At 57.9% G+C, this 16,011-nt stretch carries 9 protein-coding genes and 3 pseudogenes; 8 read left to right on the top strand and 4 right to left on the bottom strand.

The features are described 5' to 3' along the window. Nucleotides 1–188: hypothetical protein (locus tag ASD00_RS41320; protein ID WP_210173880.1), on the bottom strand; the 188-nt coding region annotated here is incomplete at its 3' end. A gap of 104 nt (nucleotides 189–292) precedes the next feature. On the opposite strand from ASD00_RS41320, the gene ASD00_RS31310 reads away from it, so the two are divergent. The 3 genes and pseudogenes from ASD00_RS31310 to ASD00_RS31300 all read left to right on the top strand — a co-directional run. Further along, on the top strand, nucleotides 293–631 hold the full coding sequence (locus ASD00_RS31310) for a hypothetical protein (RefSeq protein ID WP_025428225.1): 339 nt from the start codon (nucleotides 293–295) through the stop codon (nucleotides 629–631). Between the two features lie 626 nt (nucleotides 632–1,257). Further along, the gene (locus tag ASD00_RS31305) at nucleotides 1,258–1,659 is read left to right on the top strand and encodes a cupin domain-containing protein (protein WP_057210997.1); all 402 of its coding nucleotides are present in this window, start codon (nucleotides 1,258–1,260) and stop codon (nucleotides 1,657–1,659) included. Nucleotides 1,660–1,729: 70 nt separating this feature from the next. Continuing rightward, nucleotides 1,730–2,047, top strand: a pseudogene (locus tag ASD00_RS31300) (carboxymuconolactone decarboxylase family protein); the annotation flags it as partial. Between the two features lie 290 nt (nucleotides 2,048–2,337). Here ASD00_RS31300 and ASD00_RS39490 read toward each other — a convergent pair. Next, a pseudogene (locus tag ASD00_RS39490) lies at nucleotides 2,338–2,589 on the bottom strand (adenylate/guanylate cyclase domain-containing protein); the annotation flags it as partial. 130 nt (nucleotides 2,590–2,719) lie between these two features. Beyond that, on the bottom strand, nucleotides 2,720–3,490 hold the full coding sequence (locus tag ASD00_RS31290; RefSeq protein ID WP_025428221.1) for a glucose 1-dehydrogenase: 771 nt from the start codon (nucleotides 3,488–3,490) through the stop codon (nucleotides 2,720–2,722). A 931-nt stretch (nucleotides 3,491–4,421) separates the two neighbouring features. On the opposite strand from ASD00_RS31290, the gene ASD00_RS31285 reads away from it, so the two are divergent. The 5 genes from ASD00_RS31285 (at nucleotide 4,422) to ASD00_RS31265 (ending at nucleotide 15,260) form a co-directional block, all read left to right on the top strand. After that, a complete protein-coding gene (locus ASD00_RS31285; RefSeq protein ID WP_057211001.1) occupies nucleotides 4,422–5,078 on the top strand; it encodes a CBS domain-containing protein in 657 nt (218 codons plus the stop codon). 225 nt (nucleotides 5,079–5,303) lie between these two features. Next, on the top strand, nucleotides 5,304–7,733 hold the full coding sequence (locus ASD00_RS31280) for a phosphoketolase family protein (RefSeq protein ID WP_057210999.1): 2,430 nt from the start codon (nucleotides 5,304–5,306) through the stop codon (nucleotides 7,731–7,733). Nucleotides 7,734–7,828: 95 nt separating this feature from the next. Next, nucleotides 7,829–11,698, top strand: a complete 3,870-nt coding sequence (locus tag ASD00_RS31275; protein ID WP_057210993.1) for a glycosyl transferase — start codon at nucleotides 7,829–7,831, stop codon at nucleotides 11,696–11,698. Nucleotides 11,699–11,702: 4 nt separating this feature from the next. After that, complete coding sequence (locus tag ASD00_RS31270) at nucleotides 11,703–13,022, top strand: glucoamylase family protein (protein WP_057210991.1); 1,320 nt, start codon at nucleotides 11,703–11,705, stop codon at nucleotides 13,020–13,022. A gap of 549 nt (nucleotides 13,023–13,571) precedes the next feature. Continuing rightward, nucleotides 13,572–15,260, top strand: coding sequence for an SbmA/BacA-like family transporter (locus tag ASD00_RS31265; RefSeq protein WP_057210989.1), 1,689 nt, complete (start codon nucleotides 13,572–13,574; stop codon nucleotides 15,258–15,260). Between the two features lie 250 nt (nucleotides 15,261–15,510). On the opposite strand, the pseudogene ASD00_RS39485 reads toward ASD00_RS31265, so the two are convergent. Then, nucleotides 15,511–15,860 (bottom strand): annotated as a pseudogene (locus tag ASD00_RS39485) (hypothetical protein); the annotation flags it as partial. Between the last annotated feature and the right edge of the window lie 151 nt (nucleotides 15,861–16,011).

Below are 16,011 nucleotides of genomic sequence, written 5' to 3'. Positions count from 1 at the left end.
CAAAACCTCAGGAGGCTCGCGAAACTCAGGCCGCAAAGGTCGCTATACCGCGCCATCGCCGCATGAGCGCGGCATACATCGATACCTTGCGCTAAGGCGAAGGGCAGATAACCGATGACCCCGCGCCCAAAAGACCAAAACGGGCGGATGGGCGGAAATCCATCGAGTTTTTCAACGAAATCCGCCACAAGCGGTCGTCCTATGCCTCGCAAGATTTATGGGGCCGGCACGGGTGATTTCCGACGCGTAGAGTGTAATCTGGCAAACCGTCGAGCACGTGGAGAGAGCGCCAATGCCCCGTTTTCTTGCCGTTTACACCATGAAGCCCGAAGACCTCGCCTCCTTTCGGAGGCTGCCCAAAGCCGAGCAGGACGCGATCGACGCCGTCGGCATAGAACAGTGGGCCGCGTGGGAGAACAGAAACGCCGCATCCATCCTTGATCGTGGTGGCATGGTCGGCAAGACGACGCGTATAACGAAGGACGGTGTCGCCAACGCCGTGAACCCCTTCTGCGGTTACCTTGTCGTCGAAGCGGAAACCATCGACGCTGCGGCACGGCTGTTCAAAGACCACCCGCACATCACCGTGTTTCCAGGTGACGGCGTAGATATCATGCCCTTTTTAACATGAACTCCTCCGGGTCAGCATCAGCCGTCGGCGGTTCCCCCATCTGAGGCGGCGGAGGCCGCGAACGGCAGCTTATGGCAAGAAGCAATCGTTGGTGGCATTAGCTACATAATTCCTCAAACTCCGATGGTAGGACTCTGATGGATTGCCTCCGGCTGGCCAACGCCACGATCAGGATCTGGCCAGCCGACATGATCTGTTGGCCGAAGGCATCGCAGCTTCGATCGAAATCGTCCGCTTTTAGCGCATTCCCTCGCCCGTCGACGGCCGATGCGCAGGGCCGCAATTAAACGCGGTCAACGTCTCAAGACATTTGCCACAAGATCCCAGGAATGCGGAAGAAATTGATCTTCAAGTTCATATGCATAGGCAGCATTGGTGGCCTTCGCTACCGAACTGCGTACGGTTCGTATCGGCTAGTTGGATTGCTAGGGCAAACTGGCGGAAGGTCTAGGACCACCTACCCCTTCGTCGAGAGCAAACATCGTGAGAACAGCGCCCTGGGGCGATCGCCCGTTGGCGTGATCTGATTACGCATTGCAGCGCAATACCGTCCCGATCTCTTGCGGCCTTTCCCAGGCGATCTCTTTTTTTGTGCCGCGGTCGCCAGAACCACCAAGGAGACCAAAATGAAGTCCATCCTACGCACCATGCTCGTTTCGGCCATTATCGGCTTCGGGATCTTGCCAGTCGCGGCTGAAGACGGCGCAAAGGTCACGCCATTGATGTCCAAGGATTTGCAAGACTATCCGGGAAAAGAGGGACTGATGCTGTCCGTAGAGTATCAGCCAGGCGGCTCCTCACCCGCCCACCGACACGAAGCCCACGCATTCGTGTACGTGCTGGAGGGCTCGATCGTCATGCAGGTTAAGGGCGGCGAAGAAGTCACCGTTGCTCCTGGAGAAACCTACTACGAGGGGCCCTCCGATATTCACCTGGTCAGCCGGAACGCGAGCAAGACGAGCCCGGCCAAGTTCATCGTAGTCCTGCTCAAGAAGAAGGACACGCCCGCTGTTATTCCAGTGGAGTGATCGCGGCGAATATCGCGAAGCGGATCACCCCCATGGGACGACGGCCTGCTTCCCAAGTTCGTCACGTGCGAGCTCGCAAATCAATTCGTGTGTGTTCTGCATTCATCTGCACACCACAGAAGCCCTCAAAGACGGGGAAGAGCCCATGCGCCTCTATTTGCTGACGGGGTGGCGTGAGGCAACGCTTTACTCCCCGCGCGAGCGTGCTGCTCTCGCCTGGACGGAAGCGCTGACCAACCTCGCGCAGACTGGCGCTCCCGACGATGATTGGGCGCTGATTGAGGCTGCATTTACGGCAGAAGAGCGGTCCTGGTTGTCTCTTGCCATCGGTGCGATCAATCTTTGGAATCGGCTTCAGGTAGGGTTCAGGGCTACTCATCCCGCTTAACGGCTCAACGTGCGCCACTGACACGGCGTCTTTGTGGCGTGGCGGTCCGAGCCGCCGCGCCTTTCTTGTCGGTTCGAGCACGGAACGCATCATGAACCCCACGAGCCTCGAACCAACACTCGAAGAAATGCTGTATCGCATCAAGCAGCCGCGGGCATGGCAGCGCCTGTCGAAAACGAGAACCAGCCGGCGCATGAACTGCGCGCCATAGAGAGCGATCCGACCGAGGCCAGGGCCCCACCCGCTGATCCTGGCGCCAGCCGGTCCGCCGCCGCCAGCTCCACATCACTCCCGATCTTGACCCGGATCCGCTGGTCCTCGGTGACGGCGGCATTCCGTTCCGCCAGCCCACGCTGCAGCGAGACGGCGCATTCCACGGCGTCCACCACGCTGCCAAATTTGGCGCGCATCCCGTCGCCCATAAGCTTGAAAATCTGGCCGTGATGGCGGGCAATCTCCGGCTCAAACAGTTCCTTGCGTCCCGCACGAAGGCGCTCGAAACGACCGCCCTCAACAGCGCTTCTGGGGAACCCGCGTTTCATCCAACACTTCTACTGAACGCCCCAGGCAGTCCTTCGGTGCGATGTCCCATGTGAGCCCGATTGTTCGTGTGCCTCCCGCAAGTCGCTTGCAATGTGAGGGCCGTCGTCGAGGACAGCCCCACTCCCCACCTCAGGCGACGGACCATCCACCGTCCACCAGCAGGTTCGCGCCGGTGATTAGGCTCGCAGCTGGTGACGCAAGGAAGACCACGGCACCCACTACATCGTCGGTTTCACCGATCCGGCCGAGTGGAATGTGACCGAGCGTCGCTTGGCGATTGTCGGGATCGGATAGAAAGGGTGCGGTGCCATCGGTGTGGATGAAGGTCGGCGATACGGTATTTACCGTTACGTTGTAGCGCGCCCACTCGGCTGCAAGGCAGCGCGTCAGGTGATTAATCGCCGCCTTGCTCATGCAATAGATCGCCTCGCCGCGCAGTGCCACTGTACCGGCCTGCGAGCTGATGTTGATGATCCGGCCCTCTTTACGCTCGATCATGTGCCGACCTATTGCCTGCGTCATCAGAAAGGTGCCCTTGATGTTGACATCGAGTATCTGGTCAAGGTCCTTTTCCTCAACGAGTTCCGCGAGATTGCCCGGAGCCACTCCGACATTGTTGATGAGGACGTCGATCCGACCGAACGTTGTAAGGGCCGCATCCACTGCTTGTGCGATATGCGCCTTATTGGGAATGTCTAGCTCAACCGGGAGGACTTTGCCTCCGGCGCTCTCGAGTTCGCCAACCAGGCCAGCCGACGCCGCGATGTCGCGGACGCCCAGCACGATATCGGACCCTGCTGCGGCACAGGCAATTGCGCAAGCACGACCGATGCCACGGCTCGCTCCCGTCACGAACGTCACTTTGCCGTCAAGGCTGAAATCCGGCGCGTTCTTCTGCATTATGATACCTCCCTTGATAAAGCTCATTTATGGCAGCGTCGAAATGCGGACGCCAGACTTTCAACGCATGTTGCGGAGCATCCCTTGACCACGTCCGCAAGGGCCGACCATAGAAACTCTGCTCTTGAAGGGTTTCGAACCGCTGACCTTCGCTTCAGCGCGCTGCTTTGATTGGGTTCTCATCCGTAGCCAAGAAGTTTACAACAGAACCTGCTGGCGCTTGGGTTTGTCACACGATACTCTGGAACCGACGCGTCACTCGGGCTGGCCTTTGCCAAGACCGGGGTCCTTTATTCGTTCTTCGGGGGCGCTCGTCAGCTCGCTCGGTGTCGCGCTGACGGGCTCCGACGCCTCGCCCAACGGCGTCCGCCAATAGCTCGGATGGGCAAAATGATCGACGCCCAGAGCACCGTGGTCGCGCCCACCGCCACCAAGATGTACGGACAGGAAGGGGACGACCCTCCGCTTCGTCTTCTTCCATAGCCTTGCACTTACTTACCTCGTTGGCGCGCTCGTGTTCAGCCAAGCAACAAGCTCTCCCGCATCGTGGAATCCGCATGCAGTCGCAGCGTGAAGATTCTACTTGCAGTGATTGCAATGGTTGCTTGCGCGAGCAACCATAACGACACCCCCGGCTCGAACTTTCCCACAAGGCAACGAACATCCTTGAAAATGGCACTGTCTGACAGGGTTTGGGATCGTCGTCGCAACGTGCGTAGGTTTGAAACGCATCTGGGCGATGATAGGCATGCTCGGATGGTTGCAGAGGCAGACGCCGGCCGCGCAGCCGGAAGAGGCCTCAGACGTTTCAAACGCAAACGCACGTCCAACGGGAAGCCGTGTCGAGCGGCTTGTCTCGTTTCTGCAATGGGTTTATTTTGTCGCCGCAATAGACGCGGATGCGCGCCAGTCACTTAGAGTTGGGACCGAAATGCTCGTCAAAGATGTCATGACATCGACGATCGTAAGCGTGTCGCCTGACAACAGTGTCAGACAGGCTGCCATGACCATGTTGAGCCATCATATAAGCGGCATTCCGGTCATTGACGGGGATGGGCATCTCCTCGGCATCATCAGCGAAGGTGACCTGATACGCAGAACGGAACTGGGTGGAGCAATGTTTGCCTCCGCTGAGGATTTGGCAGCGCCCGCCGAAGACAGAGCCAATGCGTATGTGAGGCGCAGCTCCTGGAGAGTTGCGGAGGCAATGACGCCTGCTCCAGTGACAATCGACGAAGATGCGTCACTTCTGCAGGCCGCAAGGCTGATGCAAAAGCACGGCGTCAAGCGCATACCCGTCATCAGACATGGCGAACTTGTCGGAATTGTCAGCCGAGCCGATTTGCTGCAGGCGATCGTCACAGCCAAACTGGATGGGACACCTTCAGGCGATGAAGCCATTCAGCGCAGTGTCATGGTTCGGCTCCGGGAAAACACTGGCCTCGAAGCGTTCGACATCAAGATCGCAGTAACCAACGGGATCGTGCATCTGTCTGGCGCCGTTGCGATACCCGAATGCAGGCGCGCTGCCCGTATCGTTGCCGAGAGCGTTCAGGGCGTCCAGGGGGTCGTCGATCATTTCACCTAAACCGACAAGGTGAGGTTTCTGAGATCGTCGATCCGCACCGACTTTTGACGACAGCGCCGTCGTCGTTGCGTATGCGTCAGGCGAAATGCATTTGGCGTTTTCGCCGGACCGAGGCACTGCCTGTTTCCAATCGGGCTTGAAGCAGGCTCTGTCTGCATAAAAACGACTTCGCGACAATAAATCCGACTTCATAGGGAGACTTCGATGGCTTCGCATGAGACGGAAATGACCGGAAAAAATCAACCAACGAACCCACCTCTTTCAACGGAAGATCTTCGACTAATCGACGCTTACTGGCGGGCATCCAATTACCTGTCGGTAGGCCAGATATACTTGCTCGACAATCCGCTCCTGCGAGAACCGCTAAAACGCGAGCACATCAAACCACGCCTGCTCGGGCACTGGGGAACTTCTCCCGGCCTGAACATGCTCTACGTCCACCTGAACCGGGTGATCAAACGCGATAATCTCGACATGATCTACGTGATCGGCCCTGGCCACGGGGGGCCGTCCCTGGTCGCGCACGCCTATCTGGAAGGGACCTACAGCGAATTCTATCCGAATATCAGCCAGGACAGGGAGGGTATGCAACGGCTCTTCAAGCAGTTCAGCTTTCCCGGTGGCATTCCAAGTCACGTCGCACCTGAAACTCCGGGCAGTATCCACGAGGGCGGCGAACTGGGGTACGCTCTTAGCCATGCTTACGGGGCGGCATTCGACAATCCGGAGCTGATCGTTGCCTGTGTCGTGGGCGACGGCGAGGCGGAGACCGGCCCGTTGGCGACGGGGTGGCAGAGCAACAAATTTCTCAACCCGGCGCGCGATGGCTGCGTCCTGCCGATCCTTCACCTCAACGGGTACAAGATCGCCAACCCATGCTTTCTAGCTCGCATTCCCGAGGATGAACTGCGAAAATTCTTCGAAGGAATGGGCTATGAACCCTATTTCGTTGAGGGCCATAGCCCGGAGAACGTCCACCAACAACTGGCCGGCACGCTCGACACCATCGTGGCCAGGATCAAGCACATCTGGGCTGATGCGCGCACCAACGGCAATCTAAAGCGCCCGGCCTGGCCAATGATCGTCTTTCGCACGCCGAAGGGATGGACGTGTCCGAAAGAAATCGATGGCAAGAAATGCGAGGATTACTGGCGGGCACACCAAGTGCCGATGGGCGAGATGGATAAGCCAGAACATATCCGCATTCTCGAACAGTGGATGAAGAACTACCATCCTGAGGATCTGTTCGATGAAACGGGCAGGTTACTGCCCGAAATCGCTGCGTTGGCTCCGGCGGGCAACCGTCGAATGAGTGACAATCCGCATGCCAATGGCGGCCTGCGGCTTCGCAGCCTGAAGCTGCCTGCCTTCAGGGATTATGCCGTGGATGTTCCAAGCCCCGGTGCGACGACCGTTGAATCAGCGCGGGTGATGGGCAAATTCCTCCGCGACGTCATGAAGGCCAACATGGACAGCCAGAACTTCCGCCTGTTCAGCCCGGACGAAAACAATTCGAACCGATGGCAGGACGTGCTTGAGGTGACCGATCGCTGCTACATGGCCGAGATTTATGAGGACGACGATCATTTGTCGCCAGACGGTCGCGTCATGGAGGTCCTGAGCGAACATCAGTGCCAAGGGTGGCTGGAAGGCTACCTTCTCACCGGCCGCCATGGCTTCTTCTCCTGCTATGAAGCCTTCATCCATATAATAGACTCGATGTTCAACCAGCATGCCAAGTGGCTTAAAATCTGCAACGAGATCCCTTGGCGCAGGCCAATCGCTTCATTGAACTACTTTTTGAGTTCTCATGTCTGGCGACAGGACCACAACGGCTTCAGCCATCAGGATCCGGGTTTCATCGACCACGTCGTGAACAAGAAGGCCGACGTGATCCGGGTCTACCTTCCGCCGGACGCCAACACGCTTCTGTCGGTGACAGATCACTGCCTGCGAAGCCGCAACTACGTCAACGTCGTGATTGCTGGAAAGCAGCCTTCACCGCAATGGCTTACGATGCCCGAGGCGGTCAGGCATTGCAGCATGGGCGTGAGCATCTGGGACTGGGCCAGCAATGACAGGGGAAGCGAGCCCGATGTCGTAATGGCCTGCTGCGGTGACGTTCCTACCCTCGAGACGCTGGCGGCAGTCCAATTGATGCGCGAGCACCTGCCCGAGTTGAAGATACGTGTCGTCAACGTCGTGAACTTGATGAAGCTTCAGCCTCCCGAAGAACACCCGCACGGCTTGTCAGACGGGGACTTCGACGCGCTCTTTACCAGAGACAAGCCGATCATCTTCGCCTTCCACGGCTATCCATGGCTGATCCACCGGCTCACCTACAGGAGGGCCAACCATGGAAACCTGCATGTGCGCGGATACAAGGAGGAAGGAACGACGACAACCCCGTTCGATATGGTTGTCCTCAACGAGCTCGATCGCTTTCACCTCGTCGGCGATGTCATCGACAGACTTCCTCAGTTGGGTGCACGCGCCGCGTACTTTAAACAGGCCATTCAGGCGAAGCTCATTGAGCACCGTGAGTACATTCAGGAGCATGGCGACGACATGCCCTCGATCGTCGGATGGAAATGGGGCACGCAGCCACAACCTGACGTGACCGGGAAAACCTCGACTGAGGGAGACAATCTATGATGGGCCGGCGAAATGACCGGGAGTTCCGGCAGAGTTTTGCCGCACCACGATAGAACACTGCAATACCCGACGCATCTTGAAACGAGAATAGCGGCATGGGTTCGATCACTGGAAAGAGTTCATCGGCAGCTATCGGCACTCCGATCGATGGCCGTGCCGTGGCGTTGCTTTCCAACGGCGCGTACAGCGTCCTGCTGACATCCGCGGGTGCGGGTTATGGATCCTGGCGGGACATTGACGTCACTCGTTGGAGAGAGGACGGGACGCGCGATTGTTGGGGACAGTTCTGTTATGTTCGCGATCTCACGGACAAGAGCTACTTCTCCGCAGGCAAACAACCGGCTTTTCGCCTGGAGAATACCTACGAACACTCTTTTCGAGGCGATCGCGCTGAGTTCCGATGCTGCGCCGGAGACATCGTCGTTGCGTGGTCAGTCTGCGTGGCGCCCGACAGCAACGCGGAGGTGAGACTGTTCGATGTTACTAATCAGGGTACCAAGCCCAGAGACCTGGAACTGACCAGCTACGCGGAAATCTGCCTGAACAATCGTCGCGCGGATTCGGCCCACCCCGCATTTGCCAAGCTCTTCATTGAGACCCGGTTCGATGCCAAAACCGGCGCATTATTTGCGCGCCGTCGCCCGCGTAGTCCCGAAGACGCGCCGCTCTGGGCAGTCCACGTTTCCGCCCTGAGTACGACAGCACTCGGCCCTCTTGAATTCGAGACAGATCGGCGAAGATTTTTGCGGAGAGGCCGCACGACGGCAAACCCGTTGGCTTTGTCTGACGAGGCAGCGCAACTCTCAGGAACGACGGGACCCGTGCTGGATCCGATCTTCTGTTTGAGACGGCGTGTCCGTGTCCCACCGGGCAGCACCGTACGCGTCGCATTCACAACCGGTGCTGCCGATAGCGCCGCTACGGCGATGGCAATCGCCGAGCGATACTCGAGTATCAGCGAAGCCGAAAACGCATTTTTGCAAGTCGGGGTGGCCCTCGATCAAACGTCTGTTGATCCGGACGTGACCGAAGGTGAGATAGATGTCGCTTACAGTCTGATAAACAACATCGTGTTTGCCAACCCGTCTGCCCGTCCGTCGGGCGCCGTTCTGGCGAAGCCGATGAGCAGAACCGCACTGACGTCCAGGGGAATTCATAGCGATCCGCCGATCGTCGTCGTAACGCTTGAGGAAAACAGCGATGGCGCGTTGTTGGACGAAGTGCTGCGCGCGCACAGATTCATTTCGCGTCGAGGGCTCCGGTTCAATCTTGTTCTTGTCGATGGTCGTGATGCGCAAGCGTGTCTAGAACTGGCGGCGGCTCTCGCCGGACCACAGGCAGAGTTCCTTGGAAAGCCAGGTGGAATACATCTCGTGCCTGCGGCCACACTTTCAGAAATGGAAACAACCACCCTCGCCGCCGCGGCACGTGTCAGTCTTTCGAGCGGCAATGGCTCTCTGGGCGACCAACTCAAGAGCGGTCGGCGAATAGCGATATCGCACGAAGCATCACCCATAATCCGCCGCGCATCGATCCAGCGGTTCACCGAGGCGGACACGAACCTGCAGCATTGGAATGGTTTCGGTGGCTTCAGCGCTGACGGACGCGAATACGTCATCCACGTGAATGGCGCGAAAAAACAGACGCCGATGCCGTGGTGCAATGTGATCGCCAACCCGGAATTCGGCTGCCTGACCAGCGAGAGCGGCCTTGGCTACACCTGGGCAGGAAACAGCCAGCTAAATCGCCTGACGCCGTGGTCAAACGATCCGATTTCAGACCCGCCGGGCGAAGTCATCTATTTGCGTGACGAGGACAGCGCTGAGTATTGGACGCCGACGCCATTGCCATTGGGTGCCGGGGAAACCGCTACGGTCCGGCATGGACCAGGGTACAGCTGCTATGAGAGCGACATTGGTTCCCTGCATCAGGAATTGACGGTGCATGTCTCCTCCAAGGATCCCGTCAAGATCATTCGGCTTGAACTTCGAAACGGCGGCGATCGACCACGCCGACTGACGGCGACATACTACGTGGAATGGGTGCTTGGCTCGCTGCGTGAAGACGCAATCACGCACGTCCTGTGCGAACACGATCCTCGTTCCGGGGCAATTATCGCGAGAAATGCGTGGGAGGGGTGGTTTTCCGACAAACTTGCATTTGCAGGTGCGAACAGACCAGTGCGTTCGGCTACCTGCAGTCGCTCGCAGTTCCTTGGCGCGCTCGGCTCGATAACCCGACCAGCATGGCTGGCGGACCAAACTCAGGAAGACGATCTCCATTCGCCCTGTGATCCGTGCGCCGCATTGACGGTGGAAGTCTTGATCGCGCCGAATGAAAGTTCGCAGGTCGTCTTTGTTCTTGGACAGGGCGACAGTCTCGATCAGGTTCGAGCTCTCATGGGGGATTATTGTCGACCGAGACGGGCGCAAGATGATCTGGATATCGCATCGCGTAAGTGGGCCGACATTCTTGAAACGATAGCAGTCAGGACGCCTGATAACCGTTTCGATCTAATGATGAACCACTGGCTGCTGTATCAGGTCCTTTCCTGTCGTGTTTGGGCACGCTCGGCATTCTATCAGTCCGGAGGCGCCTACGGCTTTCGTGATCAACTCCAAGACGTGATGGCTCTGGTATACGCTGCTCCGAGCGAAACACGTTTGCAGATTTTGCGTGCGTCCTCTCGTCAGTTCTGGGAGGGAGACGTCCAGCATTGGTGGCATCCTCCATCGGGTGTGGGCGTGCGCACCCGGATGACCGACGATCTCTACTTCCTCCCACTCGTGGCTCATCACTACGTTTCGACGACGGGCGATGCCAGTGTGCTGGACGAGGTGGTACCGTACATCACATCGCCGGTGCTCAACGATGATGAACACGAAGCATACGGCGAGCCCGGCGTCAGCGAGAAGGTGGGCACCGTCTATGATCATTGTCTTCGCGCATTACACCATGGGTTCCGTCTCGGTCGCCACGGGTTACCGCTCATGGGGACAGGCGACTGGAACGACGGAATGAATCGGGTCGGCTCTGACGGCAAGGGTGAGAGTGTCTGGAACGGATGGTTCTTCCTGACGGTGCTGAACGCCTTCTCCGAAATTGCAGATGAACGCGATGACGACGTAAACGCGTCATGGTGCAGGGAAAGCGCCGAACAGTTGCGAATGGCCCTGGAGGCCAATGCATGGGACGGAGGATGGTATCGACGCGCCTATTTCGATGACGGTACTCCACTTGGCTCCTCCCGGAACGACGAGTGTCAGATCGATGCCATTCCGCAGGCATGGGCGGTCATCTCAGGCGTTGCCAACGAAGAGCGCGCTTCAAAGGCAATGTCGGCGGTCTGGGATCGGCTCGTTCGCGCAGACGACAAGCTCATCCAATTGTTTGATCCGCCATTCGACAAGGGAAAGCTGCAGCCAGGTTATATAAAAGGTTACGTCCCCGGAATACGGGAAAATGGAGGCCAGTATACGCATGCCGCAGCATGGGTGGTGCTCGCGACCGCATTGCGCGGCGACGGCGACCGCGCCTTTTGGCTTTGGAACTTGATCAACCCGATTACTCATGGCCTGTCGGAAGAAGACGTCCAACGCTACATGGTCGAACCCTATGTCGTCAGCGCAGATGTCTACGGCGCAGCCCCGCATACCGGACGCGGTGGCTGGACCTGGTACACAGGATCCGCCGCTTGGCTCTATCGTGTCGGGCTCGAAGCTCTTTTGGGCATTCGACGCGAGGGGCAGCATCTGTCGATCGATCCGTGCATCCCCAAGAGCTGGCCCGGTTACGAACTTGATTTCAGGCTCGGATCGGCCACGTATCACCTCAAGGTGGATAACGCAGCGGGCACAGGCCGAGGTGTACGCGCGCTGGTGATGGACGACAGGCAGTTCACTGGCGGAAAGGTGCCGTTTGTCGACGACGGTCGTGTCCACGACGTCCAAGTCGCACTTGGATAACGAGATGTCCGAGCTGCTGTCGACCGATCCGGAACTTCACCGAATGCCGAGCGAGCAGGATCTCGGTCGGCTGCAGTTTACGACGCTCCTTTACTACCTGCATTGCACTAACCCGGACAACGGGTTGGTGCGAGACAAGACATCGCCCGACGCCCCAGCAAGCATAGCTGCGGTTGGCATGGCGCTCGCGACAATTCCAGTCGTGGTGGAACGCGGGATCATCATCCGCCAGTTCGCTGCAAAGATCGCCCGACGTCGGTTAGAATTCCTGTTGTCGTGCCCGCAGGGCCAGGAGCCGGACGCCTCGGGTTACAAGGGTTTCTTCTACCACTTTCTCGACATCGAGAGCGGCCGTCGGGTGTGGCAATGTGAACTCTCCACGATCGACTCGGCGTTTCTTTTCGCCGGGGCACTCACTGTGGGAGCCTACTTTGACGGCGCCGACGCAGACGAGGTTGAAGTTCGCCGCCTGGCTAAAGCGCTTTACGAGCGAGCCGACTGGGGTTGGGCTTGCGATCACGGGCTCACGCTCACGCACGGTTGGAGGCCAGAGAGCGGTTTTATCCCTTATCGTTGGCGCGGATACGACGAGGGCCTCCTGCTCTACATCCTCGGACTTGGCTCGCCCACATACCCGTTACCTTCGGAATCTTATGCCGCCTACACCGAGAGTTATGAATGGCGAAACATCTACGGCCGAGAGCTACTCTATTCAGGCCCACTTTTCACTCATCAGCTGTCACACATGTGGATCGATTTTCGGGGCATTCGCGACGATTTCATGCGGGATCATAACAGCGACTACTTTCTAAACAGCCGCAGCGCCACCTTTGTCCATCAGGAATACGCGATGCGCAACCCGAAGAACTATGCAGGCTACGGAGAGCATTGTTGGGGTTTTACGGCGAGCGACGGTCCAGGTTGGGTGACAAAAAGTGTGAATGGGATTGAGCGTGAATTTTACGACTACATAGCGCGGGGCGCCCCCTTTGGGCCGGACGACGGGACGGTATGTCCCTGGGTAGTGGTGGCTTCGCTACCATTTGCACCCGAGATCGTCGTTCCTACCGTGAGACATTTCGCGCAAATGGAACTAGGGATGACCCGTCTCTATGGATTTAAACCGTCCTTCAATTCGTCGTTTCCTATCGAGGGAAAGCCGACCGAGCCGTGGGTCAGTCCATTTCACTTCGGCATCGATCAGGGTCCTGTCGTGCTCATGATCGAAAATTTCAGGACCGGCCTGATCTGGAATATCATGCGACAGTGTCAACCCATTGTCAGGGGTCTGCGTAAAGCAGGTTTCTCGGGAGGATGGTTATAGAATGTTGGCGCCCCGTTGCTTTCGGCGAGGCAGTTCTGACAGCCGAGCGCAAGTGTGGCCCGCCCTTCGCCCCGCTGTCGGCGCGTTGAAACTTGCAGCTCGCCTCGACGTGGCTGGCATTCGCCGCCGAGTGCAGCATATCGCGTCCGCTATGCGCCGCTGCGACTACTGTACACCGCGAAACACGCTGGCTGATCCGGATGGTGCTGCCGCTGGATCTGCTCGGCGAAGACAGCGCCCAAACCCATGACGACGGCCCTATTGCCTCGGTGAAAAAAAGCGGGCTGACGGCACATCGCAAGACGACGGCGCCACGTTGCTCAAGCGATGCCGTGTCAGGCGGTCATCGAAGGTGGGTTGAAGATCCACGGGAAAAATGGGTCCGCAAGGCTTGTGCAACGACATCGAGGTCGAGTGCGTGAAGGCAGAGAATGCATGACCATCGATCATCCGGGTTGGCGCCGGACGTTTTCGCTATCTGGCTGTTGCGGTCGCCAACCGGGAGCTTCTTGACGGTATCGGCCCGTTTGAGCGGGCAATGGGACGGATATGGAACAGCAGCAAATTCCGCTCAAGGTAACCGTAGCTAGCTTCATACGCACCATAAGGATTTTTGCGGGCTCCGAGGTCGGGCTCAAAGCAAAGCTCATGTTCGGCAGCCTGATAATGCTGCTATGCGGGCTAAGCGCTCTTAACGTTGTGAACAACTACGTCGGACGAAACTTCATGACTGCCATCGCCGAACGCCAGATGGCCGAGTTCATACGGCAGGCGATTTTTTACATCGCTGTTTTCGCCGTTCTCACCGTCGTCGGTGTCCTTGCCCGATTTGCCGAAGAACGACTGGCGTTGCTCTGGCGTGATTTCCTTACCCGCCGCATTGTCAATCTCTATCTGGATGACGAGACTTACTATCGTCTGGACGTCTCCGGGAGACTTACTCATCCGGACCAGCGAATAGCCGATGACGTGCGCGCGTTCACCGTCACCACACTCTCTTTCGTCATTATGCTGTTCAGCAGCACGCTCACCGTGGTGACCTTTTCCGGCGTGCTGTGGACGATCAGCCCGCTGCTTTTTGGCGTGGCTGTCCTTTATGCGGCGTGCGGCTCGTACATGACGATCGCCCTGGGGCGGCCCCTAATGTCTCTGAACTACGATCGGCTCGATAAGGAGGCCACCTTCCGGTCTGGACTCATTCACGTTCGCGAAAACGCTGAGTCCATCATGCTAACGCGTGGTGAGAAGCGACAGAAAGTAAGGGTGCTGCATAGGCTTGACGATCTGATCGCAAACATACGCCGCATTACTGCCGTCAACCGCAACCTGGGATTCTTTACCGGCGGCTACAACTGGATGATTCAAATCGTGCCGGACTTAATCATCGCGCCGGCATTCATAAGAGGAGACATTGAGTTCGGTGTCGTCACCCAGTCCGGGGCAGCGTTCGCTATGCTTGTTGGCGCGTTCTCGTTGATTGTCCGACAGTTTAATTCGATCTCGAATTTTGCGGCCGTGGTCTCTCGTCTGAGCTCTCTGCATGAGGAGATCTCAAGGTCCCATGAAATAGAATCGGGAATCGAGTTCTTTGAACGGGACGGGCCTCTGATGTGCGAAGGGCTGACTTTAGCCTCAACGACGGACGCAGAGTCCCCTCTTCTGAGGGACCTGTCGGTATCGATTCCGGTCGGGATCCGGGTATTGATAACTGGCTCCAGCCACGAACCAGGTGCGGCGTTGTTCAGGGCGATGGCTCAGATTCCGACCCCGGGTACCGGGCGCATCGTTCGCCCCGCTGGCACCCTCTTTCTATCGCAACGGCCATACCTGCCATCCGGTCCCCTTCGTGACGTATTGATCACCCCTGAAAAAGAAGGCGAAATCTCGGATCACCTCTTGCTCAGCACGTTGCATGACCTTGGGCTCGAACGGGTCGCGAACCAAGTGGGCGGGCTAGATGCCGAGCGCGATTGGGAAAAGGAACTGTCCCTGAGAGAACAGCAGCTTTTAGGCCTTGCGAATATTCTTCTCTCAGCGCCGCGCTTCGTCGTCCTGGATCAAGCTGAGATGACATTGGGGCCTGCTTTGCTCGAAAAGATAATGCATCTGCTGTCCGAGCGTTCGATCACCTGCATCCACTTCGGAAGAGCCGAAGGTGATCGTGCATCATATCAAGCCGTCCTCGAGTACGGTGTCGATGGTCAGTGGACATGGTCAATTGGTGAACACGCTTCCTAGACGAACCACAGTGCCGCGCGAGCACACTGTCCCCACCAGCGCACGAACAGCACAGTACGCGCGGCATCAGACGCAGCAAGTCGCCGCGAACCGATGCATAATTGCGCCCGATTCGCTTGCTTTGGGGCACTTTGCGATCGTGGACCCTGTCGGTCGTGCGATCCTCTTGCCTCTCTTCGCTTGTCTCGCCACCAACGACAGGGCAATCTGCGCCAGCATCCTAGGGACGAGATCGATCGGATCATTCCCCTCACCTCCCCGCCCTGACCAGCGACCTTGCGATATCAATTATGTGGTCTCTCGCTGCTGTCGGATCATCCTTGGACCATGCGACACCGAGCCCGATCCTGAAGTCGACGCCCTCGTAGGCGATGCGATCGTAGGCATGTTGTGCTTGCGATGCCGGCGCGGCGGAATGACCGGTTCGCGGCCTTGATCAAGGATGAGGTCATGCAGGCTGTCTGCATCATAAGCGCAATCGGCAAGCACCTGTTTGGCAGGCGCAGCCATGTCGTTCTGTTGTCCGGGGCCAAGGCGGAAGCGAACGGGTAGCCCGAGCGCATCGGCTACAGCATGGATTTTTGTCGATCTGCCCCCTTTTCCTCCGGCTGCCGATCGATGCGCTTATTCAATGGTTTGATTAGGTTTTGACGCTAGTCGATTGATTCCAACACTTGGTGCCCTCGTCTGACGGCTGCGATGATGTCGTCAGGGTCTGCTTTCCAGATGAATGGCTTGGGCTGTTCGTTGT

This window comes from Ensifer sp. Root31, assembly GCF_001424825.1.
GTDB classification, from domain to species: Bacteria; Pseudomonadota; Alphaproteobacteria; order Rhizobiales; family Rhizobiaceae; genus Ensifer; species Ensifer canadensis.
The sequence above is the reverse complement of the archived record's forward strand: the minus strand, read 5'-3'. Positions and strand labels throughout refer to the sequence as shown.

Excerpts from the sequence above, each read along its gene's own strand:
- ASD00_RS31265 (WP_057210989.1), top strand. The coding sequence starts at position 13,572 with ATGGAACAGCAGCAAATTCCGCTCAAGGTAACCGTAGCTAGCTTCATA.
- ASD00_RS31275 (WP_057210993.1), top strand. The coding sequence starts at position 7,829 with ATGGGTTCGATCACTGGAAAGAGTTCATCGGCAGCTATCGGCACTCCG.
- ASD00_RS31270 (WP_057210991.1), top strand. The coding sequence starts at position 11,703 with ATGTCCGAGCTGCTGTCGACCGATCCGGAACTTCACCGAATGCCGAGC.
- ASD00_RS31305 (WP_057210997.1), top strand. The coding sequence starts at position 1,258 with ATGAAGTCCATCCTACGCACCATGCTCGTTTCGGCCATTATCGGCTTC.
- ASD00_RS31280 (WP_057210999.1), top strand. The coding sequence starts at position 5,304 with ATGACCGGAAAAAATCAACCAACGAACCCACCTCTTTCAACGGAAGAT.
- ASD00_RS31285 (WP_057211001.1), top strand. The coding sequence starts at position 4,422 with ATGCTCGTCAAAGATGTCATGACATCGACGATCGTAAGCGTGTCGCCT.
- ASD00_RS31290 (WP_025428221.1), bottom strand. The coding sequence starts at position 3,490 with ATGCAGAAGAACGCGCCGGATTTCAGCCTTGACGGCAAAGTGACGTTC.
- ASD00_RS31310 (WP_025428225.1), top strand. The coding sequence starts at position 293 with ATGCCCCGTTTTCTTGCCGTTTACACCATGAAGCCCGAAGACCTCGCC.